27 protein-coding genes are annotated in these 25,159 nt (G+C 39.3%); 19 read left to right on the top strand and 8 right to left on the bottom strand.

Annotated elements, in window-relative coordinates; all coding sequences use genetic code 11:
• Positions 1–536: 536 nt before the first annotated feature.
• Together JL102_RS16090 and JL102_RS16085 are read right to left on the bottom strand one after the other, a co-directional pair.
• Positions 537–2,729: a xanthine dehydrogenase family protein molybdopterin-binding subunit gene (locus tag JL102_RS16090; protein WP_202245450.1), complete on the bottom strand. Its 2,193-nt coding sequence runs from the start codon at positions 2,727–2,729 to the stop codon at positions 537–539.
• Positions 2,730–2,732: 3 nt separating this feature from the next.
• On the bottom strand, positions 2,733–3,197 hold the full coding sequence (locus JL102_RS16085; protein ID WP_202245449.1) for a (2Fe-2S)-binding protein: 465 nt from the start codon (positions 3,195–3,197) through the stop codon (positions 2,733–2,735).
• 364 nt (positions 3,198–3,561) lie between these two features.
• On the opposite strand from JL102_RS16085, the gene JL102_RS16080 reads away from it, so the two are divergent.
• From JL102_RS16080 to JL102_RS16035, 10 genes are all read left to right on the top strand, one after another.
• Positions 3,562–3,897 (top strand): winged helix-turn-helix domain-containing protein, encoded by a 336-nt coding sequence (locus tag JL102_RS16080; protein ID WP_202245448.1) that lies wholly within the window; start codon positions 3,562–3,564, stop codon positions 3,895–3,897.
• Positions 3,898–4,233: 336 nt separating this feature from the next.
• A complete protein-coding gene (locus tag JL102_RS16075; RefSeq protein ID WP_237390619.1) occupies positions 4,234–5,391 on the top strand; it encodes an XdhC family protein in 1,158 nt (385 codons plus the stop codon).
• Entirely contained in the window at positions 5,388–5,633 is a 246-nt protein-coding gene (locus tag JL102_RS16070) for a MoaD/ThiS family protein (protein WP_202245447.1), read from the top strand. The genes JL102_RS16075 and JL102_RS16070 overlap by 4 nt, the downstream gene beginning before the upstream one ends.
• 3 nt (positions 5,634–5,636) lie before the next feature.
• Entirely contained in the window at positions 5,637–6,659 is a 1,023-nt protein-coding gene (gene moeB, locus JL102_RS16065) for a HesA/MoeB/ThiF family protein (protein ID WP_202245446.1), read from the top strand.
• Complete coding sequence (locus JL102_RS16060) at positions 6,656–7,099, top strand: molybdenum cofactor biosynthesis protein MoaE (protein WP_202245445.1); 444 nt, start codon at positions 6,656–6,658, stop codon at positions 7,097–7,099. The genes moeB and JL102_RS16060 overlap by 4 nt, the downstream gene beginning before the upstream one ends.
• Before the next feature lie 42 nt (positions 7,100–7,141).
• On the top strand, positions 7,142–8,038 hold the full coding sequence (gene moaCB / locus JL102_RS16055) for a bifunctional molybdenum cofactor biosynthesis protein MoaC/MoaB (protein WP_202245444.1): 897 nt from the start codon (positions 7,142–7,144) through the stop codon (positions 8,036–8,038).
• A 1-nt stretch (position 8,039) separates the two neighbouring features.
• Positions 8,040–9,023: a GTP 3',8-cyclase MoaA gene (gene moaA, locus JL102_RS16050; RefSeq protein ID WP_202245443.1), complete on the top strand. Its 984-nt coding sequence runs from the start codon at positions 8,040–8,042 to the stop codon at positions 9,021–9,023.
• Complete coding sequence (locus tag JL102_RS16045; RefSeq protein ID WP_202245442.1) at positions 9,023–10,189, top strand: molybdopterin molybdotransferase MoeA; 1,167 nt, start codon at positions 9,023–9,025, stop codon at positions 10,187–10,189. The genes moaA and JL102_RS16045 overlap by 1 nt, the downstream gene beginning before the upstream one ends.
• Positions 10,190–10,206: 17 nt before the next feature.
• On the top strand, positions 10,207–10,962 hold the full coding sequence (locus JL102_RS16040) for a sulfite exporter TauE/SafE family protein (RefSeq protein WP_202245441.1): 756 nt from the start codon (positions 10,207–10,209) through the stop codon (positions 10,960–10,962).
• 106 nt (positions 10,963–11,068) lie between these two features.
• A complete protein-coding gene (locus JL102_RS16035; protein WP_202245440.1) occupies positions 11,069–11,689 on the top strand; it encodes a YdeI/OmpD-associated family protein in 621 nt (206 codons plus the stop codon).
• 19 nt (positions 11,690–11,708) lie between these two features.
• Here the strand turns inward: JL102_RS16035 and JL102_RS16030 are convergent, their stop codons facing one another.
• Positions 11,709–11,960 (bottom strand): hypothetical protein, encoded by a 252-nt coding sequence (locus tag JL102_RS16030; RefSeq protein ID WP_202245439.1) that lies wholly within the window; start codon positions 11,958–11,960, stop codon positions 11,709–11,711.
• Positions 11,961–12,215: 255 nt separating this feature from the next.
• On the opposite strand from JL102_RS16030, the gene JL102_RS16025 reads away from it, so the two are divergent.
• The 4 genes from JL102_RS16025 (at position 12,216) to trxA (ending at position 14,536) form a co-directional block, all read left to right on the top strand.
• A complete protein-coding gene (locus tag JL102_RS16025; RefSeq protein WP_202245438.1) occupies positions 12,216–12,641 on the top strand; it encodes an Hsp20/alpha crystallin family protein in 426 nt (141 codons plus the stop codon).
• Between the two features lie 65 nt (positions 12,642–12,706).
• Positions 12,707–13,138: an Hsp20/alpha crystallin family protein gene (locus tag JL102_RS16020; RefSeq protein ID WP_202245437.1), complete on the top strand. Its 432-nt coding sequence runs from the start codon at positions 12,707–12,709 to the stop codon at positions 13,136–13,138.
• Positions 13,139–13,252: 114 nt separating this feature from the next.
• Positions 13,253–14,209, top strand: coding sequence for a DnaJ C-terminal domain-containing protein (locus JL102_RS16015; RefSeq protein ID WP_202245436.1), 957 nt, complete (start codon positions 13,253–13,255; stop codon positions 14,207–14,209).
• A 27-nt stretch (positions 14,210–14,236) separates the two neighbouring features.
• A complete protein-coding gene (gene trxA / locus JL102_RS16010) occupies positions 14,237–14,536 on the top strand; it encodes a thioredoxin (protein WP_202245435.1) in 300 nt (99 codons plus the stop codon).
• A gap of 105 nt (positions 14,537–14,641) precedes the next feature.
• Here the strand turns inward: trxA and JL102_RS16005 are convergent, their stop codons facing one another.
• On the bottom strand, positions 14,642–17,074 hold the full coding sequence (locus JL102_RS16005; protein ID WP_237390618.1) for a DUF4982 domain-containing protein: 2,433 nt from the start codon (positions 17,072–17,074) through the stop codon (positions 14,642–14,644).
• Between the two features lie 222 nt (positions 17,075–17,296).
• On the opposite strand from JL102_RS16005, the gene JL102_RS16000 reads away from it, so the two are divergent.
• Both JL102_RS16000 and JL102_RS15995 read left to right on the top strand, forming a co-directional pair.
• Positions 17,297–18,445, top strand: coding sequence for a cysteine desulfurase family protein (locus JL102_RS16000; RefSeq protein WP_202245434.1), 1,149 nt, complete (start codon positions 17,297–17,299; stop codon positions 18,443–18,445).
• Complete coding sequence (locus JL102_RS15995) at positions 18,442–19,065, top strand: nucleotidyltransferase family protein (protein ID WP_202245433.1); 624 nt, start codon at positions 18,442–18,444, stop codon at positions 19,063–19,065. Before JL102_RS16000 ends, JL102_RS15995 begins: the two co-directional genes overlap by 4 nt.
• Positions 19,066–19,120: 55 nt before the next feature.
• Here JL102_RS15995 and JL102_RS15990 read toward each other — a convergent pair whose 3' ends face one another.
• Positions 19,121–19,864, bottom strand: coding sequence for an SDR family oxidoreductase (locus JL102_RS15990; protein WP_202245432.1), 744 nt, complete (start codon positions 19,862–19,864; stop codon positions 19,121–19,123).
• A gap of 178 nt (positions 19,865–20,042) precedes the next feature.
• Here JL102_RS15990 and JL102_RS15985 point away from each other — a divergent pair, with 178 nt between their 5' ends.
• The 3 genes from JL102_RS15985 (at position 20,043) to JL102_RS15975 (ending at position 23,334) form a co-directional block, all read left to right on the top strand.
• Positions 20,043–20,612, top strand: a complete 570-nt coding sequence (locus JL102_RS15985) for an AraC family transcriptional regulator (RefSeq protein ID WP_202245431.1) — start codon at positions 20,043–20,045, stop codon at positions 20,610–20,612.
• A gap of 278 nt (positions 20,613–20,890) precedes the next feature.
• Entirely contained in the window at positions 20,891–23,113 is a 2,223-nt protein-coding gene (locus JL102_RS15980; protein WP_202245430.1) for a heavy metal translocating P-type ATPase, read from the top strand.
• Between the two features lie 11 nt (positions 23,114–23,124).
• A complete protein-coding gene (locus JL102_RS15975) occupies positions 23,125–23,334 on the top strand; it encodes a heavy-metal-associated domain-containing protein (RefSeq protein ID WP_202245429.1) in 210 nt (69 codons plus the stop codon).
• A gap of 143 nt (positions 23,335–23,477) precedes the next feature.
• Here JL102_RS15975 and JL102_RS15970 read toward each other — a convergent pair whose 3' ends face one another.
• The 3 genes from JL102_RS15970 to JL102_RS15960 form a co-directional block, all read right to left on the bottom strand.
• Entirely contained in the window at positions 23,478–24,290 is an 813-nt protein-coding gene (locus JL102_RS15970) for a siderophore-interacting protein (protein ID WP_202245428.1), read from the bottom strand.
• A 130-nt stretch (positions 24,291–24,420) separates the two neighbouring features.
• The gene (locus JL102_RS15965) at positions 24,421–24,702 is read right to left on the bottom strand and encodes a hypothetical protein (RefSeq protein ID WP_202245427.1); all 282 of its coding nucleotides are present in this window, start codon (positions 24,700–24,702) and stop codon (positions 24,421–24,423) included.
• Positions 24,703–24,810: 108 nt separating this feature from the next.
• On the bottom strand, positions 24,811–25,068 hold the full coding sequence (locus JL102_RS15960) for a hypothetical protein (protein ID WP_202245426.1): 258 nt from the start codon (positions 25,066–25,068) through the stop codon (positions 24,811–24,813).
• Positions 25,069–25,159 lie beyond the last annotated feature (91 nt).

Here is a 25,159-nt window from a genome sequence, read left to right as displayed (position 1 = left end):
ACGCTACACTTGCTTCCATTAGAACTCTTTTAGTATTGCTATTCAACGCTGCTCCATCCGAAGTCTGACACAATCTATGAGTAATAAAATACAATTAGAGCTCTCTAACTATAACATTTAAACAATTTTTCAATTCAAAAAATCACTATCTGATTTTCTATGCTTTAATATAAGCATAATTATCAATTAACCATGATTAAATGATATTCCGAACATATAATATATGTTTATAATGCCATTCAGTAGGAACAATCTTTACGCACAAATAGCCTAAAGAGTTGAATATCTTACATGGGGTAAAAAATGAATTTTTATTGTAGCTGTCATAGGTCATTCAATCTATTATAAGAAAAGCTGAAATAAGGAATCGCATTAGCCAACGCTTTAAATGTTAAATTTGCAGCTTCAAACATTCCACTCAAAAAAACAACTCACCGCCTATTTACAGCTATGCTTAACGCTGTACTTAATTGTAAGCACAAAAAAAATAGCGGTCAAAAGACCGCTATCATTTTCCTTTCTATTCCAGATTCTATTTAGCCTAGCTGGAAAGATTTAGCCATAAAGGGCTGGCTGTAGGTACGCTTACCACTCGCCTTATATAAAGCATTAGCTAATGCTCCTATCACCGGAGGAAATGGTGGTTCTCCCAACCCGGTAGGATCAATGTCGCTTTTCACAAAATGTACTTCAACATCTTTAGGCGCTTCAGAATGACGGATAAGACGGTAGGTATCAAAATTTTTCTGATCAGGCTTACCATCCTTAAAAGTCATAGCACTATACATAGCATGGCCTATACCATCTACTGTACCACCTTCTACCAGGTTAGTAGCAGCAATAGGATTAACCACTATGCCACAATCTACTGCACAGTAAACTTTTTTAATTACAGGCTCATTATTCTTCATCTCTAGATCTACCACGTTAGCCACATAACTATCATGACAGAAATAAGCAGAAACCCCTCTATGAACACCTTTTTCTTCACTCCCCCATTTTGACTTCTCTCGTACTAGCCTCAGTACTCCGGCATAGCGCTCGGCGTCATAGTCATTATCTTTACCTACTGGAGCATTTTTAGCCTTCTCCATCAGCTCCAAACGAAAGTCTATAGGATCTTTTCCTGCTGCTTCGGCCACCTCATCAATAAAAGCTTGCTCTACACCTGCTATAAAGTTAGAGCGAGGCGCTCTAAATGCTCCTACTGATATATTAGACTCCAATGTCCAAGACTCTGCCAGGTAATTATCTACTGCTCCTGCAGGAAAACGATTAGCAAACAAAGGACTTTCTGGTATACCTCCTGCTTTTACATGAAAGGCAATCAAGTTATTATTTTCATCTAATGCCGCTTTGTAATCTGCTCTGTAGGCAGGACGATAAGTACCAAAAGTCATATCATCTTCACGCGTATATACTAGCTTTACTGGCGCCTTCATCTTTTGAGAAATTACACCTGCTTCTATCAAGAAGTGTCCATAGAGCCTACGGCCAAAACCACCCCCCATACGGGTCATCTGAATATCAATCTTTTCCAAAGGCAGCCCTAAGCGTGCAGAAGCACTTTTCTCCATAAATTCAGGAGTCTGAATAGGCCCAATAAACTCAGCTTTATCTGCTGTAACATCAGCAAAGAAGTTCATCGGCTCCAACGTATTATGAGACAAGAAAGGCGCCGTGTATGTCCTCTCAATTACTTTTGCTGCATTTTGAAATACCTTTTCAGGGTCTCCGTCTTTACGGGCCACATTCACCACACTATCAGGTATATTATCTAATTTAGCCAAATGATCAGCAGTACTTTCTAGTTCGCTACCTTTCTCCCATTCTACTTTAAGCTTTTTCTTTGCGCTCAGCACCTCCCAGGTAGAGTTACCCACCACTACTACAAACTCTGAAAAAGCAGCTACATCAGACCATTGACGCTCATAATCATCAGGGTATGATTTCATAGAAAACACATCTTTAATACCAGGCATAGCCTTAGCTTCAGCAGCATCAAAAGACTTTAGTTTCATTCCAAATGCAGGCGCATGCTCCATCATAGCGTACAGCATCCCCTCTTTCTGAATATCTAATCCATATAAAGGCTTGCCCGTTACTATTTTCTTACCATCTACATTTACTCTAGGTGTACCTACTATAGAAAAGTCTCCTTTACTCTTGAGCTCTATTTCTTCAGGCACCGTCATAGAAGCTGCCTCTGCGGCTACTTCTCCATACCCTAACTTCTTACCCTTATGCTCTAATACACTTTTAGAGGTTGTAATTTCTTCTTTGGGAACATTCCACTTTTTAGCTGCCGCCTGTCTCAGCACATCTCTGGCGGTAGCTCCGGCCATACGCAAGCTGTTCCATCCTTGGCGGATAGACTGACTACCACCGGCCAGCTGCCTGGTAAATAGCTTTGTATCTAAAGGAGCCTGCTCCACTATTACCGTTTCCCAGTCTACATCGAGCTCCTCTGCCACTATCATAGGCATAGAAGTCTTCACATTCTGACCAATCTCCGGATTGGGTGACATGATAGTTACAACGCCATTATTACCTATTTTCAAATACCCATTAAGCTCAAACCACTCATCAGGCATTTCTGATACTTTTTTCTCATCCTTTCCTGACTTACATGAGGCCAACCAGCTAAAGCTGATCATCAAACCGCCACCTGCAAGCGCAGAAGTCTTTAAAAAGGATCTTCTTCCTACTTTTGTCTTTAAAATAGCCATAAATTAAGCGTTTTGATTTTGTGCTGCAGATTTGATTGCTCTCTTTATACGAGTATAAGTACCGCACCGGCAAATATTACCACTCATAGCAGTCTCTATTTCCTCATCGGTAGGGTTAGGATTCTCCTTTAGCAAGGCTGTAGCAGACATAATCTGCCCTGCCTGACAATAGCCACATTGTGGTACATCTTGCTCTAGCCAGGCTTTCTGCACAGGATGATCACCCTCTTCACTCAAACCTTCTATAGTGGTTACTTCCCCCTCTCCTATCAGCTGCACTGGCATCTGGCAAGAGCGCACCGCCTTACCATCCACATGCACGGTACATGCTCCGCATTGAGCTATTCCGCATCCAAATTTGGTTCCTACTAACCCCACATGATCACGAAGCACCCATAGCAAAGGGGTAAAAGGATCGACATCAACCTCTCGGCTTTTGCCATTAATTTTTAATTTAAATACTGCCATGATTCTTTTTTAAACTAGTATATTATTTCACAATATGAATCTCGGCGAGATACACCGAAATCTATTTCAGAAAGCAAACGGCTTAATCTATATACTTATGTATACCCAGATGATTAAAACCCACCTACGCTCTCTGCTTAGAAATATTCAAATTTCATCTATTTACTCAATATACAAGAATATAAAAAAAATCAGCAACTTTATTAAGTCATGCAAACAATCAATTAATAAAAGTGTCCCAAAAAGCACATCATGTATACATTCTAATATGATTTGGTGCTTTTTCAGGAAAAACAGTTCAATGACTCAAAACTTGATTCGCATCTCGCATTTACTCAACTTAGCGACCTACCAATATTATCATATGAAAGAAATACGATTTCGCTGCTGGATCAATGTTGACGAAGAAAAGTTTTTTGGCCCCGGACCATTGCAACTTCTTCAACTCATAGAGGAGTTAGGTTCTCTTTCTAAAGCCGCAAAAACTATGGGCATGTCATATAAAAAAGCTTGGGACATAGTGAACACACTCAACAGTAAAGCGAGCGAGCCAATAGTATTATCTCAAAAAGGTGGAGCAAAAGGTGGAGGAGCAGAAATCACAGAAAAAGGACGACAAATTATGAAAAGCTATTCCGAACTGAATAAAAAAATAGAAACACTTCTTTCCGAGGAAAAGCATATACTCGATCTTCTATAGTTCAAGGCATGAACATTTCTCTCCCTCTAACCGTTATATATTTAAAAATATATCGTATTCTTGTCAAATGTCATATGATTCTTTGAGGTTGAATTTCATCTATCTACTCTATTCATGTCATTCAATATTAAGTACATGTGCATATCAGCAGCTTGGCTAACAGCCATAGTATAATCCATTAACCATACCTGGAATGATCAATATAAAACCGCTCCAAAAAGAATAATAGTTAGACATAAAGAATGATCATAACTCTCTTTTTAAGCACCTTATTCCAGCTAAAAAAGAGTAGAGCGTAAAAGTACACCTTAACCATGAAGACACTGAAAACAGTAAATGATGAGAGAGCTTGAATCAATCATATCAGCTTTTGAAAAAGCACAGGCCGAAGACCTTCAGTGCACATTAGCTACGGTGGTTCATGTAGAAGGTTCATCATACAGAAAAGCCGGTGCTCGTATGCTGGTAGACGAAAATGGCCTGATGACTGGTGCTATAAGTGGCGGATGCCTGGAGGGAGATGCACTACGAAAAGCCCTGCACGCGATGCATCAAAACAAAAACAAGTTAATCTCTTATGACACCAGCGATGAAGATGATGCTGTTATAGGTGCTCAACTAGGCTGTAATGGCATTATTCAAGTACTTTTCGAGCCCATTAACACAGAAGAAGAAAATAATCCGATCGCCCTTTTAAAAGAAGTCATAAGCTCTAAAGAGAGAAAAGTAATTGTAAGCCTCTTTAACCTGAATAAACACAAAGAGCAAAAAGGAACCTTATTGGTATTTGATTCACAATTAAGCACTAGTAACACCCTTTCGGACGATATACTTTTTGAACAGATAAAAAATGATGCATCAAAAGTATTAGAGCATGAATTTCCTCATTTTGGTGAATACCATAAAGATGATGAAGTTCAGCATGCATTTTTAGAACATTACACCCCACCTCCTACCCTAGTGCTGGTTGGAGCAGGTAATGACGCACAAGTACTTTCAAATATGGCTGATATATTGGGCTGGGATATAGTAGTAACCGACGGACGCCCCACTCATGCTAATCCCGAACGCTTTATTAGTTCCTGTCAGGTAATCGTGACTAAACCAGAGCAGTTTCTCGATAGCGTAACCATAGATAACCGTGCCGCCTTTGTTTTGATTAGCCATAATTATAATTATGATTTAGCAGTACTCAAACTACTCCTAAACTACCCTGAAATACCCTACATAGGTATTTTAGGTCCAAAAAAGAAGTTTAATCGCATGTTAGATGATCTTCAACTGATGGGAACAGAAATTTCTAATGAACAGATGAGTAAAATATACGCCCCCATAGGCTTGAATATAGGTGCTGAAACGCCAGCAGAAATAGCTCTTTCCGTGCTGTCGGAAATAAAGGCCGCACTCACCAACAGTAACGGAAAACCACTAAGAGAGAAGCAAGGAACGATCCATGACAAAAAACATCATCAATTTAAAGTAACAAACTTATGAGCAACAGTGTTACCGTCAAGTATTTTGGAGCTATCGCAGAACAGACCGGGATATCAGGTGAAACCCTGGAACTTACACATGACCTACAAAATGCAAGTCAAATTAAGGCCTATTGTATTCATAAATATAATCTTAATGACCAAGAAACCATTCAGGTGGCTATCAATCAGGAGCTTAATGACCAAGGAACTGTAAAAGAAGGTGATGAAATAGCCCTATTACCTCCTTTCGCAGGAGGATAAATTATGAATGAGAACATATCACGATATAGCCGACAGATCAAGCTGCCAGAAATAGGACTGGAAGGACAGCAAAAGCTTAAGAATGCCAAAGTACTTATAGTAGGCATGGGCGGTTTGGGTTGCCCGGCAGCACAATACCTTACTGCCGCAGGAGTAGGCACATTAGGCTTATTAGATCATGATAAAGTGGACATCACCAATCTTCATCGTCAAATTTTATACACTGAAGATAACATAGGTCAGCCCAAAGCCGAAGCAGCACAGCAGTACCTTAAAAAATTAAATTCAGACATTAACTTTCACACTTACGTAGAAAATCTGAATACTGAAAATGCCATAAGTATCATTGAAAAATATGATATCATTATTGATGGCACTGATAATTTTCAGACCAAATATTTAATCAATGATACTTGCCTGCTAACCAACAAACCCTGGATCTATGCTTCTATTTATAAATATGAAGGGCAGATCTCGGTATTTAACTATAAAAATGGCCCTACCTACCGCTGCTTGTTTCCTAAAGCTCCTAAAAATGACATTAGTTGTGAAGAGACAGGAGTAATTGGTATACTCCCCGGCATTCTGGGAACTTATCAGGCCACTGAAGCGATAAAACTGATCCTTGAGTTAGGCGATCCTTTAAGCTGCAAGCTTAAGATTATTCATACGCTAACTATGCAAGAGCAGATCATAAAATTTAAGCGGAACGAGGCTGCGGCTAATACAATTCTTCAAAAACCGTTGAAATTAGAAACTGTTGATTGTCAACTAAAAGATAATAATACCATTTACCTGGATGTGCGAGAACCACATGAACAACCACAACCAGAACATAAAAATATATTGAGGATTCCGCTGAGCCAACTTAGAGATAGGTACAGAGAGATCCCCACACACAAGCCTGTTAATGTATATTGCCAATCGGGCATTAGAAGCAAAAAAGCCATTGAATTATTAAATGAAACTTTTGACTTCACCAACCTGATTAATGTAGAAGGAGGCATTCAAAAAATATTAAAATGAGCAATAAGAAACCAAAAAAGGTCTTTGTAGATGGGCCTATCAGTCCAGATAAAATAGCTACCTCTATAGCTAACCACCAAAGCAAAACTAATATAGGCGCTCACAGTATTTTCCTAGGCCAAGTTAGAGCTGATGAAATAGAAGGAAAAACGGTAACAGCCATAGAGTATTCGGCATATGAAGAAATGGCCGATAAAGCCTTTCATGAGATCAGAGAGTCAGCTTTTGAGAAATTTGACCTTACCTGCTCTCACATCTATCATAGTTTAGGCACGGTGAAAGCCGGAGAAATATGCCTTTTTGTTTTCACCTCATCAGCTCACAGAAAGGCAGCCATAGAAGCGTGCAACTATCTGGTAGAGGAAATAAAAGCCAATGTTCCTGTGTTTGGAAAAGAGCTGTTTGAAGACGAAACACACCAATGGAAGGTGAACCATTAGTAAATAGCCTTCATTCAATATTCATGAACTTTAAATACCAATATGGTAGATATAACACATAAAAATAACACCCTCAGAGTAGCCACAGCACAAGCTATTGTTAAAACCAGTAGCGAGAACACCATTGCTATGATCAAAAACAATGAGATCCCGAAAGGAAATGTTTTTGAAATGGCCAAAGCAGCTGGCTTACTGGGAGTTAAAAAAACACCTGATCTTTTACCTGACTGCCACCCCCTACCCATAGAATACACGGGTATAGATTATGAAATTGATGGGTTAAACATCATCATTTCTATGACTGTAAAAACCATTTACAAAACCGGTGTAGAGGTAGAAGCCATGCATGGCGCCAGCATAGTTGCACTTACCATGTATGACATGCTCAAGCCTGTAGATAAAGGTGTAGAGATCAGCACCATTAAGTTATTACAGAAAACAGGAGGTAAATCTTCTTTTAAAGCCCCCAAAGAACAACTTTCTGCAGAAGTAGTAGTTTGCTCTGACACTATTTCTAAAGGAGAGAAAGAAGATAAGGCAGGAAAAATCATCATTTCTAAGCTGGAAGCCTTGGGCTTAAGCACTGATTATGTAATCATTCCTGATGAAGCAAAAGATATTGCCGAGTTAGTGAATACTCAAACTGCCGATTTACTGATTTTTACAGGCGGCACCGGAGCAGGCCCCAGAGACGTAACTCCGGACACCATCAGACCATTGCTTGATACCACTTTACAAGGCGTAGAAGAGCAAATAAGAAGCTACGGACAGCAGCGCACACCATTTGCTATGCTTTCAAGATCAGTAGCAGGCATTAAAAATGGCAAAGTGATTCTGGCATTTCCAGGATCATCTAACGCAGCTAAAGAATGCATGGACGCTGTTTTCCCCCATTTACTACATGTATTTGAAGTATTAAAAGGATCTAGACACGACTAATATGAGCTCACAGATAGTAGACCGATTCGGACGACCACACTCCTACCTGCGCATATCGCTGACTGACCGATGCAACCTGCGTTGCTTCTACTGCATGCCAGAAGATGGCATTCAGCTAATGGATAAGCCCAGCATTATGACTTTGGAAGAGATCATCAGTATATCCTCCACCTTCAGAAAATTGGGTGTAGACACCATTCGTCTTACTGGCGGTGAGCCTTTGATTCGCAAAAACTTTGATTTTTTAATACGTGAACTTGCCAAGCTGGGAGTCACTTTAAAAATCACTACTAACGGCATTTTATTAGACAGGTATTTTGACCTTTTTCAGGAAGTGGGTTTAAAAAAGATCAACTTCAGCCTGGACACATTAGATAAAGCCAAATCCATCTTCATCACTAAGCGCGACTATTACGAGCGCATTATGAACAACCTGAAAACCGGTCTGGAAAAAGGTTTTGAAATAAAACTCAATGTAGTATTAATTAAGGATGTCAATGATCATGAAATCAATGATTTTATTGAATTAACCAAACACCAAAACCTGGCTATCAAATTCATTGAGTTTATGCCCTTTAAAGGTAATAAATGGGATTGGAGCAAAGGCGTGAGTAAAGACAGTATTTTAAAAAACATCAGTGATAAGTTTGGTAAAATAGAAGCATTAAAGAACCCTAAACACAGCACCTCTGTCAATTATAAGGTGAAAGGCCATGCAGGATCTTTTGGTATTGTAAGCACCATTACTGAACCCTTCTGTTCTGAATGCAACCGCATACGCCTTACTGCTGACGGAAAGATGAAAAACTGTCTTTTCGCTAATTCAGAAACAGACCTTCTTACTCCTTTCAGACAGGGCGAAGAGCTGGAACCTCTCATATTAAGTAGCATACAAGAAAAGAAATACTCTCGAGATGGCATGGATGTAAAAATGGACTCGGAGCATTATGAAAAAAATCGTTCAATGATCTCAATAGGCGGATAATGATTTCCATAAAAGAAGCACTCAAACTAGTACAATCGCAAAACATAAAAACTACACCTGTAGAAAAAGAGCTTTCATCTGCCCTGGGTTATCACCTGGCAGAAACTATTACTGCTCCCTTTTCTATGCCTGACTTTAATAATTCTGCTATGGATGGCTATGCGGTGTGCGGCATTTACGAAAACTACCATATAGTGGGCGAAGTGGCTGCCGGCAGCACAGTGGATCATGCACTTGAGGACGGCCAGGCGATCCGTATTTTCACCGGAGGCAAGGTGCCCGAGAACACTACAGCGGTAGTTATGCAGGAAAAAACCTCTGCAGAAGATAAGCAGTTAACCATTATTGGCGAAATAAAGGCTGGCCAAAATATACGAGCCATAGGCGATGAACTAAAGAAAGGACAAGAAGTATTTACTACCGGCCATTACATCAATGCTGCTTCACTAGGCATGTTAGCCTCTTTAGGCAAAACAATGGTAAAAGTGTATGAAAAGCCTACCATAAAGCTAATCACCACAGGCAACGAGCTCATAATGCCAGGCCAAGAGCGCAAAAAAGGACAGATTTATGAATCTAACAGCCATGCTCTCTGCGGTGCCTTGTTAGAACAAGGGTTTAACTGCTGCGAAAAACAACAAATTGAAGATAATTTTGAACTGATAAAATCAGGAATATCCAGCTATCTAGAGCAAACCGATGTGCTTTTACTATCCGGTGGCATCTCTGTGGGTGATTATGACTATGTAAAAGAAGCACTAGAAGAAAATGGCGTTAAAGAGATTTACTACAAAGTCTTTCAAAAGCCTGGGAAACCACTCTATTTCGGCCGGAAAGGTGATAAATTTGTATTTGCCCTACCGGGAAACCCAGCCTCTTCCCTCTCTTGCTTTTACATTCATGTATTACCTCTATTACAACGGCTGAGTGGTGGAAAAAGCGACGGACTACCAAAAGTGAACCTGCCTTTAACTCACCATTATGAGCTCAAGGGAGATAGGCCCGCATTCTTGAAGGCAAGTGTAAAAAATAGCGAAGTAACTATTTTGGACGGCCAAATGTCATCCATGATTAGATCGATGGCAATAGGCAATGCACTCGTATACATCCCTGAACCTAAAAAAATTGAACGTGGGGAGAAAGTACAGTGCTTACTTATCTCCTAAAGTCCGGCTTTTCATCAATGACCATAGAGTATTTACCCTTTATTTTCTTTTTTATAGCTCTTTTTTATAGCTCCGTTGGCTTTGGAGGCGGATCAAGCTATCTGGCTATTTTAAGCTTATTTCTTACTGAGTTTTACGAAATAAGATCTACCGCCCTACTGCTCAACATCTGCGTGGTATCAATAGGCACCATCCTTTTCATCAAAAACAAAGTATTTAATATAAAGCTTTTTTGGCCTTTTTTGGTAGTCAGCATACCGCTGGCCTACTTTGGAGCCCAGGTGCGCCTCTCCCAATCTAGCTTTTTCTTGATTCTGGGAACCGCTCTTATGTTATCAGGATGCTTTTTAATACTAAGATTTGTTAAGACCAAATTAGATTCTAAAGAATTTGGTTCAGCTAAAAAACTAGGCCTTGGAGGAGCCATAGGTTTACTGTCTGGTGTCTCTGGCATTGGCGGCGGCATCTTTCTATCCCCTGTTCTCAATCTGCTCAACTGGGCTAACCCTCGTACAGTAGCAGCATTAGCCTCCTTCTTTATTTTTGTTAACTCAGTAGCCGGCCTCATTGGGCTTGGTGCATCTGGCACTTTCCAACTTCATGATGGCCTTACACTCAAACTGATAATAGCAGTAGCACTGGGAGGTGGCATAGGCTCTTACCTTACCAACAAAAAATTTAACATGCAGATTTTAGGCGTACTCACCGCTATTTTAGTGATGTATGTTGGTTTAAGACTAGTGCTACTCAATGGCTTTGGTATAAAAATATAATACCATCTAAATCATAGTCTCTACCATTCCATTTTGTCGGAATTTTATTATTTTGAGTAAATAAGACAGAATACCTCAACTTACTTTCGACAAACGAATCAGCTACATGAATCCAAAAATAGATAATTACCTAGCTGAAGGCTGCGGCAGATGTGCTTTGGTAGGCACCCCTGATTGTAAAGTACATTCATGGCACCAGGAATTAATAACCTTAAGATCCATCGTGCTAAGCTGTGGACTTACAGAAGAGTTAAAATGGAGTATGCCTTGCTACACCTACAACAATAAAAATGTGGCGATGGTGGTAGCATTTAAAAATAACTGCACCATTAGCTTTTTCAAAGGAGCACTAATTCCTGATCCTGCTGGAATTTTAGAAAAAGCTGGAGAAAATACTCAATCTACGAGATTGATTAAAATAACACAATTAAAACAAGTGATAGAGCTTGAAGAGACCATTAAATCATATATCTACGCAGCTATAGAAGTAGAAAAGAAAGGTTTAAAAATCAACAGGGGAGAAAGCACTGAAATTCCTATTCCCGATGAATTTATAGTGCATCTTAAAGCTAATGCCCTTCTCAAAAAAGCCTTTGAATCTCTTACACCAGGCCGCCAAAGAGGTTATTTGCTGCATTTTTCTTCTGCTAAACAACCAAAAACCAGATATTCAAGAATTCAAAAGTGCATTCCAACCATTATGGCAGGCCGGGGTCTACAAGACTAGTAAATCAATAAAAAAGCGATTAAACAATACGTGACTCAGAATATAAGTCATAGGCAGCTATTAAAGATTCTCTATTAGCAGTATCCTGATACCTTTCATATTTAGAGATTTCCTCACGATCCTCCACATACACCGCCTGATAGTCGGCTTCAAAATCATCCCACACTACCAGCAGGTAGTTATAACTTATTTTACTATCTCTCCCTTCTTCCAGCCATTTTGTGAAACGGTCCTCATCCAGTCCTTTAGGATATTCCGAGCTATCAAACATATAATGTGTATAAAATCTAAAATATAATTTTAAGCAAAGATATAATTTATGACTCTACGCAACATACACTAGACCTAGTATTTAGAATAAAATATAGAATGAGAATAATACAAAAATACAGTCATTATGTCATTTTAATTAAACAGAAAAAGCAAAAGTAAGACAAATTGACATTTATTTATTAACATTCTATGAGTGGAATGTGGTTTGTAAAATTGAATATGAAATCAATATTAACATTAAAACTTTACAGAAATGACACTTTTAAGAACAACCCATCCTACATTCAGTAACTTATTTAATGAATTCCTTTTGCCTGATGTAGCACCTCAAACAAAGCGTACTTCGCAAGTAAAACACTCTTTACCAAAAGTAAACATAAGAGAATTGGAGAACGGATTTACAGTAGAACTGGCGGCACCAGGGTACAAGAAAGAAGACTTTAAAATTGAGCTCGACAATAACCTTCTCACCATTTCTGCAGCTGTCAAAGAAAACCCCGAGGAAACACATAAGTACACTTCTAAGGAATTTTCTTATCAGTCCTTTACGAGATCTTTCACCTTACCTAAGTCTATAGAAGGAGAAAAAATAAAAGCGAGCTATGAAAATGGTATTCTAAATGTAGAGATACCAAAAAAAGAAATAGTTAAAGCCACTAAAACCATCACGATAGCTTAATGCGATAAACCAATTAGAATATTTAAGGAAGGAAATGATTTATAAACTTTAATCAGGAGGTTATCATGAACTTGTTTAAATGGACAAAAAATCTAAAACCAGTATATCAAAATGTCATTGGTAAGCTTATTGGTAAGCAAAACAACAAGAATTCATCTGAAGAAGCAGGCCTTGTTCCGTCAGTGAATATCGACGATAAAGATAAAGCTTTCGAAGCTTCTGTAGCTGTTCCAGGTGTAGATAAAAAAGATATAAAGCTAAAAGTAGAGAACAACTGCCTAATTATTTCTTCGGAAAAAGAGTATCATCAAGAAGAAAATGAAGGCCATTGGATGAGAAAACAATATGGTTATGCATCATTTCAAAGGATATTTATGCTACCCGCAAATGCTGATCCTGAAAAAATTGACGCTTCCATAAAAAATGGCTTGTTAACCATAAGAGTGGGCAAAAACAAGAATCTGGAAAGTACCAGAAAAATAATAGCCGTCTGTTAGGCAATCCTTTTGGAGCATTAACAACAGGCCTTATGGAAATGATAAGGCCTAATGCCTTTCAACAACAATAAAAGGGGTAAAACTCAAGCACTTCTGTCACTAAAAAAATGGAACATGGAATACAAGGATTACTATAAAATACTTGGAGTAAGCAAATCTGCCACTAAGGAGGAGATCAGAAAAGCTTATAGAAAGTTGGCCGTTAAATATCACCCAGACAAAAACCCTGATGATAAAGCTGCTGAGGATAAATTCAAGGAAATTAGTGAAGCCAATGAAGTATTGGGTGACCCTGAAAAGAGGAAGCTTTACGACCAGCTAGGCGCTAACTGGAAACAGTATCAGCAAACTGGTTATGATCCTAATACCAGAGGAAGGAGCCACTCAGAGCAAAGGCGTGGTGGCCGCAAGTATAGCTATAATTCCCATGGTGACGCTTCGGATATTTTCGGAAGCAGCGGCTTTTCAGATTTCTTCGAATCGTTCTTTGGAGGCAGCTCACACGGTTTTGATAATAGCAGAGGTTTTAATGGTTTTAATACCAATAGCAGCAGACCTGGCAGTGACCTGAGTGGAGACATCCACATATCACTTCAGGAAGCCTACACTGGAACCGAGCGTATAGTAGACCTGGGAGATCAAAAAATAAAAGTTAAAATCAAGCCGGGAGCCTATGATGGCCTGAGGCTAAGAGTTAAAGGTAAGGGAGAAAAAGGAATCGGTGGCCAGGCAGGCAATTTATTCCTAAACATCAAGATACTGCCTAACCCAGACTATAATCGCCAAGGAGATGACTTATATATAAACGTTTCCATTGACTTATTTACAGCTTTACTGGGTGGAAAGCAAGAAATATCGACCCTCACAGGCAAAGTAAACATTAATATTCCTGAAGGCACCCAAAACGACAAGCAGCTACGACTAAAAGGAAAAGGGATGCCTAAATATGGAAAAAATGGCAATGGAGATCTTTATGTAAAATTACAGGTAAAACTTCCGGAAAAATTAAACGACCATCAAAGATCTCTGTTAAAAGAATTGAAAGACAGTTTTAATAAAGCTTATGCTTAAAGGCGCATAGGAAAAACCATATAGATTATGAAAGGCAATTTCAAAAATATCATTAACAGCGAGCAACCCGTATTGGTAGATTTCTATGCCGATTGGTGCGGCCCTTGTCAAATGCAAGCCCCTATATTAAAGGAAGTGGCTGAAGAAGTGCAGAGTAAGGCCAGAATTATCAAAATAGATGTAGACAAAAATCAGCCTATTGCTCAGCAGTATCAGGTACGCGGAGTACCTACGCTCATTATCTTTAAAAATGGACAACCCGTATGGAGACAATCAGGAGTAGCCAATAAGCAGCAACTGATAGATCTGCTAAAGCAAAATGCGTAGATGAAATAGAGAGTCAATTATTTTGACTAAAAGGACCATAAAGTAAAAAAGCCCGCTATTCACGGGCTTTTTTAATGCTAAAAGGAACTATATCAATGTCTTCATTTACTTAATTTCCAGCGTAGTAGTGGCTTTCTTAAGGCCCTTTCCACTAACAGTAAGCTTAGCTGCACCGGCTTTTTCACCTGACTGTACCAATATTACTAATTTTCCATTAAAAGCCTTCATGGTTGGCTTATGAAATACTTCTAAAGAAGTAGCGTCTCCATTGCAAACAGCCCTGAAGGCTCCTTCTCCTGATACTTTAAAATTCAATCGATTATCAGCGGTTGGGCACGGATTTCCTTTTTCATCTACAATAGTGGCTGTAACAAAACTAATGTCATTTCCACTCGCGTCTAGTACGGTTCTATCTGCTTTTAACTCAATGTGATGAGGAGCACCAGCTGTATGTATCTCTTTTTCGGCTACAGCCTTGCCATTATCATCATAGGCCACCACTTTCAATGTGCCTGGCTCATATTTTACATCCATCCACCTTAACCTATACCTATCCTGCTTTGTAGAATCATTCTTAGTGACTTTACCCTGGCTCTTTCCATTTACAAACAGCTCAGCAGTATTATAGTTAGTATACACAAATACCGGAGTAACCTCGCCTTCACGGCCTTTCCAATTCCAGTGAGGCAATATATGTAACGTTTCATCTTCAGTATTCCATCTGCTTCGGTATAGATAATACCTATCTTTAGGTATACCGGCTAAATCTACCATCCCAAAATATGAACTTCTAGATGGCCAGAACTCATCATAAGGCGTAGGTTCACCCAAGTAATCAAATCCTGTCCACACGAACTCCCCTATTACCCAAGGCTTATCATCTTGCAACACAAAATCATCTTCTGGCAAATTAGACCAACTACAATATTCTAAATCATAAGAAGAACTTTGCAGATCTTCATACTGTTTCATCACGCCTTTTTCTACAGGGAATTTGTAAACCCCTCTGGAACTCACCGTAGAAGCTGTTTCTGATCCAAGAATGAACCCTTGCGGGAATTTATCATAAGCCTCTTCATACAAATGTACTCTGTAGTTAAGTCCTGGTATATCTAAAAGTGCGCCGAAGCCAGATTCCATCACCGCCTTCACCTGATCCATACCTACTGTAACTGGTCTGGTAGGATCTTCTCTATGAAATAACTCTTGCAGCCACTTGGCCCTTTTCACTCCTTCATTACCCCACTGATCAGGCACTTCATTACCTGCGCTCCACATCACAATAGAAGGATGATTTTTAGTAGCCTGAACTAGGTTCACTACATCTTTTTCAGCCCACTCATCAAAGTACAGATTATATCCATTTTCTACTTTTGGCTTTTTCCACTCATCAAAACTCTCAGCTACAAACAAAAAGCCCATCTCATCACAAAGCTCAAGCTGCTCCAAAGAAGGCATATTATGAGCCGAACGAATGGCATTACAACCTAAATCTTTCAAAATAGTCAGTTGCCTTTTTAAGGCCGCCTTATTTATAGCTACACCCAATGGCCCCAGGTCATGATGCAAACAAACGCCTCTAAATTTGGTAGGGGTCCCGTTAAGAACAAAACCTCTATCTCTTGTATATTCTATGCTTCTAATTCCAAACTTTATGGTTTGAACATCTTTAAGCTCATCACCTTCATACAACTTAAGTTTAGCCTGATACAAATACGGATCTTCAGGACTCCACAAGTGAGGATTTGAAACAGATATGTTTTGAACAAACTCATCATCAAACTGAGTAGCTTCTTCATGAGATGCCACCACCTTATTGTTAGCATCCATTATTTCAGTTTCTATGCGCAAGTCATTGCCTTGCACCTTCGATTTTATATTTACACGGGCCACTTTTTCTTCTACCAAAGGAGTAGTAATATAATGCCCCCAGTGCTTAAAACTGGTTTTACTCTTTTCTATCAGCTGTACTTTTCTATATAAGCCTGCACCAGGATACCACCTGGATGAGAATGGATGATTTTCTAAACGAACAGCCAGCACATTTTCACCCTCTTTTTTCACCTTATTAGTGATATCAAAATAAAAATAGCTGTAACCATAAGCCCTGGTACCTACTAACTCTCCGTTGAGATACACTTTAGCGTTGCTCATGGCACCGTCAAAAGTAAGTAGCAGCTGCTTATCTGATTGGCCAGCATACTTAAAAGTAGTTCTATACCAGCCCACCCCTGTAAAAGGCAAGGCTCCTGTTCTACCTGTTTTCTCAGTAGCTTTCTCCTCCATGTTCTGCTCAATCTTCACCACCTGCTTATCTACTTCCTTATCAAAAGGACCATAGATAGCCCAGTCATGAGGCACAGACACCGACTCCCACTTAGAATCATTGAAGTCACTTTGATACGCCTTCTCATCTTCCCCTCGATGAAATTTCCACCCACTTGTAAGGTTGGTTATAGTCCTTTCCTGCGAATAGAGACTATGAATAGCACCCACCTGAAGCAAGAGAGCGAAAAACATTAAAAATCCTTTATTCATAGATACCTTTATAAATTGGTTAAAAATTTAAGTAAAAGTACTACAACCACTGAAGGTATGCAATTTCAAACACCTGATAACCAGGTAACATCAAGCGGAAAAATTAAACAGAAGCCTACTACAGTCGTTTAAATAATTTAAAACTTTGATTTTCCTTTGATTAGAATCGATTTAGGTTACACTTCTATGCTAGATTTGCAAGAAGCGCCAAGAAGCTAAAGCATGGACACGAAAAACAAAAAACTTTACCTTGACTATAGTGCCACCACCCCTGTAGACCCACAGGTACTTCAAGCCATGCTCCCTTATTTTACAGAAAGTTTTGGCAATGCCTCTAGTGCATCACATGTTTATGGATGGGATGCTGAAGAGGCTGTAGAAACCGCTCGTGAACAGGTGGCTGAATTAATTGGGGCAAAGTCTAAGCAAATCATCTTTACTTCTGGATCTACAGAAAGCATCAACATTGCTCTTCAGGGCGTGGCATCAAACAAAGGCCATATCATCACCTGCGCCACCGAGCACAACGCTGTTTTGCGCACCTGCAAAACCTTGGAAAATTCGGGTACAGAAATAACCCTATTAGGCGTAAACGAAAAAGGCAACATAGACCTCAATGAACTAGAAGCTGCAATTCAGCCAAATACTGAGCTTATTTGCATTATGGCAGTCAATAATGAAACTGGAGTAATTCATCCCATAAAATCCATCGGTGAAATAGCAAAAAAACACCACCTTCCCCTAGTGGTAGATGCCACTCAGGCTGTAGGTAAGATCGGATTCAACATTGAAGAATCTGGAGCTGATTTAGTTGCCCTTTCCTCTCATAAAATATACGGGCCCAAAGGAATAGGAGCACTTTATATAGCAAAAAGAATGACCAAGAGGTTAAAGCCTTTTCTGAGTGGTGGAACTCAGGAAAAAGGTTTACGCCCCGGCACCCTCAATGTACCAGGAATAGTAGGCATGGGTAAAGCTTGTGAATTAGCCTTAAATAGTCTGAATGAAGAATACTCAAGAGTGAAGAAGCTTCAAAAAAAGCTAGAAAAAGGCATTTTAGCTATTACAGGAAGTAAAATTAATGGCTACCAGACAGATAGATCTCCCTACATAACTAATATTGTATTTGAAGGAGTATTGGGAGAAAAAGTGATCAGAAAATTAAAGCACATAGCCATATCACAAGGTTCGGCCTGTACTTCTAATACAGTAGAACCTTCTCATGTACTCTCAGCAATGCATATACCGGAAAAACTAGCCTTATCAGCTATACGAATTAGCATTGGTAAGTTCACGTCTGCAAAAGATATTGACATAGCTATACAAGACATTACTGACGCTGTGAACGCCTTGAGAAAAGTAAATATATGAACAAGATGGAAGGCTCTGCTCACAATATAGGAATAATAATATTGGCAGCTGGTGCTTCGAGCAGACTGGGAGAACCAAAACAATTACTACCTTACCACGAAGCACCACTTCTTCAGCATACTATCAATGAAGCTAATGCCATCTCTTCCTTCTCCTCCATACTGGTATTAGGAGCAAATGCAGCTGAAATAAAAAAGGCAATAGATCCCAAAAACTTTAAAATAATCTTCAATAATGAATGGCAGAAAGGTATGGGTTCAAGCCTGAGCATAGCCATGAAAGAAGCGGCAAGCAACCACTCTCTAGAGCATATCCTGATACTTCTATCTGATCAGCCATTAGTAAACACTGACTATTTTAATAAGCTCATCAAAGCCCACATCACTAGCCATAAATCTATAACCGCCAGCTTTTATAATAATATTGCTGGCGTTCCTGCCATTTTCAGCAAAGATCATTTCAACGACTTAAAAAAACTGCAAGGAGATAAAGGAGCTCGACAAATCATCAAAAACACACCTCCCCAGCTCGTGGAATTTGATCAAGGGCAAATAGATATAGACACCCCTGAGGATTGGGTAAATTTCAATTCTCTTAAAAAGAAAAACCCATCCCCTTAATATGAATTTGGAGATGGGCTCTGTTCAAATTAATGAACACCTGAAATAAGTTATATTACAGCTTCTGCTTAGTAGGTCTGTATAGAATTTCATTAATATCAACATCTTCCGGCTGACTGATTGCATAGATCAATGCCCTGGCGAAAGAATCGGCCGATATAGCGGTATCTTTATAGAAATCTTTGACATTTCCTGATACGGAATCATCAGTGACACTACCTGGCAAGCCGGTATCAACAGCTCCTGGAGATATAATACTAGTTCTAATATTATAAGGCTTCACCTCTTGTCTTAAACCTTCTGAAATGACCCTTACAGCATGCTTGGTAGCCGAATAAACTGCGCTTCCCGGGCTGATCGTATGACCTGCCACTGAGGATACATTTATGATTTGGCCTGATTTCTTCTCTTTCATATGAGGTAGTGCTGCGGCAATACCATATAGCACTCCTTTGATATTAATATCAATGCAACTATCCCAATCTTCTATTTTAAGATTCTCAAGAGGAGAAAGTGGCATAATTCCAGCATTGTTCAGCATTACATCAATTTTCCCAAATTCTTTAACTGCCTCATCCACTAGCTTTTTCACTTGATCCTTGTCCTTTACATCAGTGGTAACAGCTATAGCTTTGCCTCCTTTATCGTTGATCTCCTTGGCTAATTTCTCTATTTTATCAGTACTTCTAGCTCCTAAAGCCACAAGAGCACCTCTCTCAGATAAATATTCAGCACTTATCTTCCCAAAACCACTGCTAGCACCAGTAATCACAACTACTTTTCCTTCTATATTTTCCATTTTCAGTATGATTTCTAAGTTAATTTAAAATTTTAAAAAACAGATTATAAAATGTATGATTCCATTCCGTCACTGTCTATATATTAGACAAATTGACACCATCCTTTGTTTAAAGAATAAGGCTTTTTCAGCTAATACCATTAATTTTGATACACTAAACGATAGAAAGCGGATAAGCATGAGTAAATCAACCTTATATATAAAAAACATGGTTTGCCCTCGTTGCATAAGCGCGGTAGAAAGAGTATTCAATCAACTTAACCTTCATACTGAAAACATACAGCTCGGACAGGTAGATTTAGATAAAGAATTGACTGATTCTATCAGAGAAGAACTAAAAACCAACCTCAGTCAAATGGGATTTGAATTACTTGAATCAGGAAAATCAAGCCTTATTTCTCAAATCAAAAGCCTAATCATAGATCAGATACACCATAAAGAAGAAGCCTTACATGAGAACTTCTCCACCTACCTTTCAGAACAGTTACATCATGAATATTCCCATCTCAGCAGGCTTTTTTCATCAGTAGAAGGCATTACCATCGAAAAATTTATTGCCAAGCAAAAGATTGAAAAGGTGAAAGAATACCTTTTTTATGATGAGCTATCCTTATCAGAAATAGCCTATAAAATGAACTACAGCAGCGTTGCTTACCTCTCTACACAATTCAAAAAAGAAACCGGCATGACTCCTACCGCCTTCCGACAAATGCATAAACCAGGACATAAAAGTTTGGATGGAATTTAGAGACTCACCTTACCGAAACCCCTCCTTCCGCAGAGGAGACATTTAGGGTTATGAAGACAGTGCTAAAACCGAACGTTAAGATTCCGGCTCTCCGCTACGCTGCGGCCGGAATGACGGTTTTATGTGAGCAATAAGCCCCATCAATACCTCAAGCCGATGTCTGTGTCTCCTCAGACATCACCCCCCCAACAAAATATCATAACACTAACACAAAATACTATAATATATTCTCTTCTTGATCTGTTGATATTTGTACCATAAGTTTAAAAATAGACGTCATGGAAACATTGACATTAGATCATAAAATAAAAAAAGAGACCTTTCCTGTGGAAGGCATGAGTTGCGCTTCATGTGCTTCCAGCGTAGAGTCAATTTTGTCTCATACTGAAGGCGTAAATAAGGCCAGCGTAAATCTAGCTACTAATTCTGTTTTGGTAGAGTATAATGAAGCCACACCTAGCTCCAACCTAAAAGCGGCCCTTCAAAGTGTAGGGTTTGACCTAATAATTGATGCCGAAAACCGTGAAGAGGCTCAAGAAGAAGTAAAGCAAAAGCATTATCAACAAGTAAAATTCAGACTCATATGGTCTGCTATATTTACTATTCCTATTGTTGTAATTGGCATGTTCTTTATGGATTGGGAGCCAGGAAAATATGTTTCCTTGGCACTTGCTATTCCAGTGCTATTCTATTTTGGCAGAAGCTTTTTTATCAACTCCTGGAAGCAGGCTAAGCACGCAAAAGCCAACATGGATACTTTGGTGGCGCTAAGTACAGGTATTGCCTTTCTTTTTAGCGTTTTTAATACTTTTTTTCCTGAATTTTGGCTTAGCCATGGCATACCACCTCATGTTTATTATGAAGCGGCAGTAGTGATTATCACCTTCATTTCTTTAGGGAAGTTATTAGAAGAAAGAGCCAAATCAAGCACCTCAACGGCCATTAAAAAGTTGATGGGGTTACAACCAAAAACTGTAAGAGTCATAATTGACGGATCTGAGCAGGAAATTGCTATATCTGAGGTAAAAACTGGCTACACACTTATCGTTAAACCCGGAGAAAAAATAGCAGTAGATGGCACCGTGAGCAAAGGAAGCTCTTACGTAGATGAGAGCATGATCACTGGTGAACCTGTGCCGGTAGTTAAGGAAAAAGACCAGAAAGTCTTTGCTGGTACAGTGAATCAAAAAGGAAGTTTCCAGTTTACAGCAGAAAAAGTAGGTAAAGAAACCTTACTTTCTCAGATTATAAAATTGGTACAAGAGGCTCAGGGAAGCAAAGCTCCTGTTCAAAAGCTTACAGATAAGATTGCCAGCATATTTGTGCCTACTATTATCGCCATTTCACTCATCACCTTCATCACTTGGATGATCTTAGGACAGCAAGATGCGTTCACCCATGCCTTGCTTACTTCCATAGCGGTTTTAGTGATTGCCTGTCCTTGTGCCTTAGGCCTTGCCACTCCTACGGCCATTATGGTTGGTGTGGGTAAGGGTGCTCAGAATAACATATTGATTAAAGATGCTGAAAGTCTGGAAATGGCACATAAAGTCAATGCTGTGATACTGGACAAGACAGGTACCATTACCCAAGGAAAACCTACAGTAGCAGATATCAGGTGGGAGAATGAAGTTGAAGCCTCTATTTTGTTGGCCATTGAATCACAGTCGGAACATCCTTTGGCCAGTGCAGTGGTTAATCATTTGAAAGAAGACCAAGTGACTTCTGCTATGATTACTGATTTTGAAAGCATAACAGGAAAAGGAGTGAAAGCCAAGGCTGAAAATGGACAAACTTATTATGTGGGTAGCCAAAGGTTGATCAATGAATTGGGCATAGCTTTAGAGTCATCACTAGAAACTTCTATTGATCAATGGCAAAATGGAGCCAAAACCGTCATTTTCTTTGCTGATGAGCAACAGATACTCGCCGTTATCACCATCACCGACCAGATTAAAGTCAGTTCTGCCTCAGCCATTGAAAGGTTAAAAGATATGGGCCTAGAAGTATTTATGCTTACTGGAGATAACCAGCAAACAGCACAAACCGTAGCCCGGCAGGTAGGAGTTACAGATTTTAAAGCAGAAGTGTTACCGTCTGAAAAAGCCGATTTTGTAAAAGAACTTCAGCAGAAAGGAAAAATAGTAGCTATGGTGGGCGATGGAATAAACGACTCCCATGCCCTAGCTCAGGCAGATGTGAGCATAGCCATGGGTCATGGTTCAGATATAGCCATGGACGTAGCTAAGATGACCTTAATTACGTCTGACCTAGAGTACATTCCAAAGGCGCTCAAGCTGTCGGACAAAACGGTAAAAGGCATTAGACAAAACCTATTCTGGGCATTTATCTATAACCTGATTGGTATACCTATTGCAGCAGGACTGCTCTACCCTATCAATGGTTTTTTATTAGACCCAATGATTGCCGGAGCAGCCATGGCCTTTAGCTCAGTATCTGTAGTGCTGAACAGTTTAAGATTAAATAGTATTAAATTATAAAATGAACAGATATGGAAACCATGAAATTCAAAACTAATATAAATTGTGGTGCTTGTTTAAAAAGAGTAACTCCAAGCCTCGATGGTACTAATGGCATCAAACATTGGGAAGTTGATCTGGATAATCCAGATAAGATTCTGACCGTTGACTCCGAAGGAGCATCAGCGGATGATATAACTAATGCTATAAAAAAAGTTGGGTTTGAAATAGAGCCCGCTTAACGGAGAGATTGCTATAAACGAAAATGGGAGATTTGTCCTTACTGACGCATCTCCTATTAACTATTTTATACTAATACATATTCCAACTTTTAGAAAAAAGCCCGCTTTATTCTAAAAAGAAAGCAAAAGCAATAGATTCAAAATCAATTTCCCCTATGAGCAACTTCGCTTCTTTTTTTAGCAGAATCATCTTCTGCCTGCCCATATTTCCAGTAGGAATAAGATTGCCATTCACTCCTCTGAAGATTATCTGCTGTCCTCAGGATTTCTTGAATTTCTTTAACTACATTATATTCAGCCGCAGCGAAAATAAACCTACTACCATCTTGTGGTATTTCCAGCTCATTGAAATAAGGAACTAATGTAGTGTGCTCACCAGGAGCCTCATTATAAGTCCACACCACTTCCATATTATCTGGCTTTTTAAGGTCTAATTTATCTGCTTCACTATGTACTTCTATTACTGCTTTTCCCTGAGCATCGGCTGGCAATGATTCCAGCATAACACTAATAACAGGCAGAGCAGTATGATCACCGGTAATACAATACCAGTCGGCCAATGGAAACAGCTTTTTGTTTTTCTGCTTCATTAATACCCCCAACTCATCGCCAGGTTGTGCTTCTGCAGCCCATTTAGAAGCAGGACCGCTATCTCCATGTGCTACAAAATCAACGGCCATCTCCCCTTTTTCTAAGTCTAAACTTCTTAGCGTATAGGTTCTGATGAGCCCTTTTGAACTATCCCCTTTACCTCCGAGTTCCGGGAGCGTTACCTTTCCATCTTTAGGTAAAATAATCTTGTTATTATCACCTACCTGAGCTAATTCATATTTTTGAATATCTTCTCCGCTGAGAATAATCCTTATATAATGAGGTGTAAGGTATATTTTCTCTTTAACAGCAAGAATTCCCTTCATCACTGCTGCTTGTTCTTTTCCATTGTTATCTTTCGTCATAAAATTTATTTTCTTTCAAATGAAGAGTGTACCAGAAGCACAAAACCAACTTTTAAATAACCCGTGATTAAGGCACCCTCTATATATGAAACCTTAACTACATCCTAAGCTATTACCACAGTTTAGGCACTTAACAAGTACCCGATTGTACCGTATATCCAAAATCATCACATATCGGTGCAACTGCCATCATACTGTCCAGCGCATGCTGCGACTCATCAAACACCTCACCTACATACGTGTCTTTTATGGACTGTGATACTCTTAATGCACTCATCTCGCACCCTTCTATTCCGCAAGATGATTCGGCTATGCTATGGTCTTTACTATAGCTATTTTTCTTCTGTACGTTTACCAGGCCTGTTTGGTTGAGATATTTATAATCTAATAAACAGAATAAATAATCTAGCAATGAAGTAGCAGGCTAAATATTAAGGTGCTGCAAGCTATCCGCAGGTTCTAACCTGGTGAAGGTAAAGCGATCTACATACTTCTGTAAAGACAATCCATACTGCAAGCCTTATGGCACAGCTATGGTAAAACAGTTTAATATAAAGCAGAAAGATGCTCCTTTTTTATCCATATCTATAAATAATTCCCCTAAAGAGCCATCGTCATATTCACCTTTACGGATGTGACCTACAGGAATATACCTATTGCCTCTATCTCCACACAGATTAGCGCAATCAAACACAGGATAATGCTCCTGTTTAAGGAATGGTGCCCCCTTGATAGTAAAAGCCTTCAGAGAAATGAAGAAAAAGATTTTCAGACTCAATAATTAAAGCCCCTTTCCACTCTCTACAATGGCAACAAAAAAGCAGTACCGACCGCTCAGTACTGCTTTTCCATTGAATCTTGCCTAATAA

The sequence above is a fragment of the Fulvivirga sediminis genome (genome assembly GCF_016757215.1).
GTDB classification, from domain to species: domain Bacteria; phylum Bacteroidota; class Bacteroidia; order Cytophagales; family Cyclobacteriaceae; genus Fulvivirga; species Fulvivirga sediminis.
This window is presented reverse-complemented; position numbering and strand designations above follow the sequence as displayed.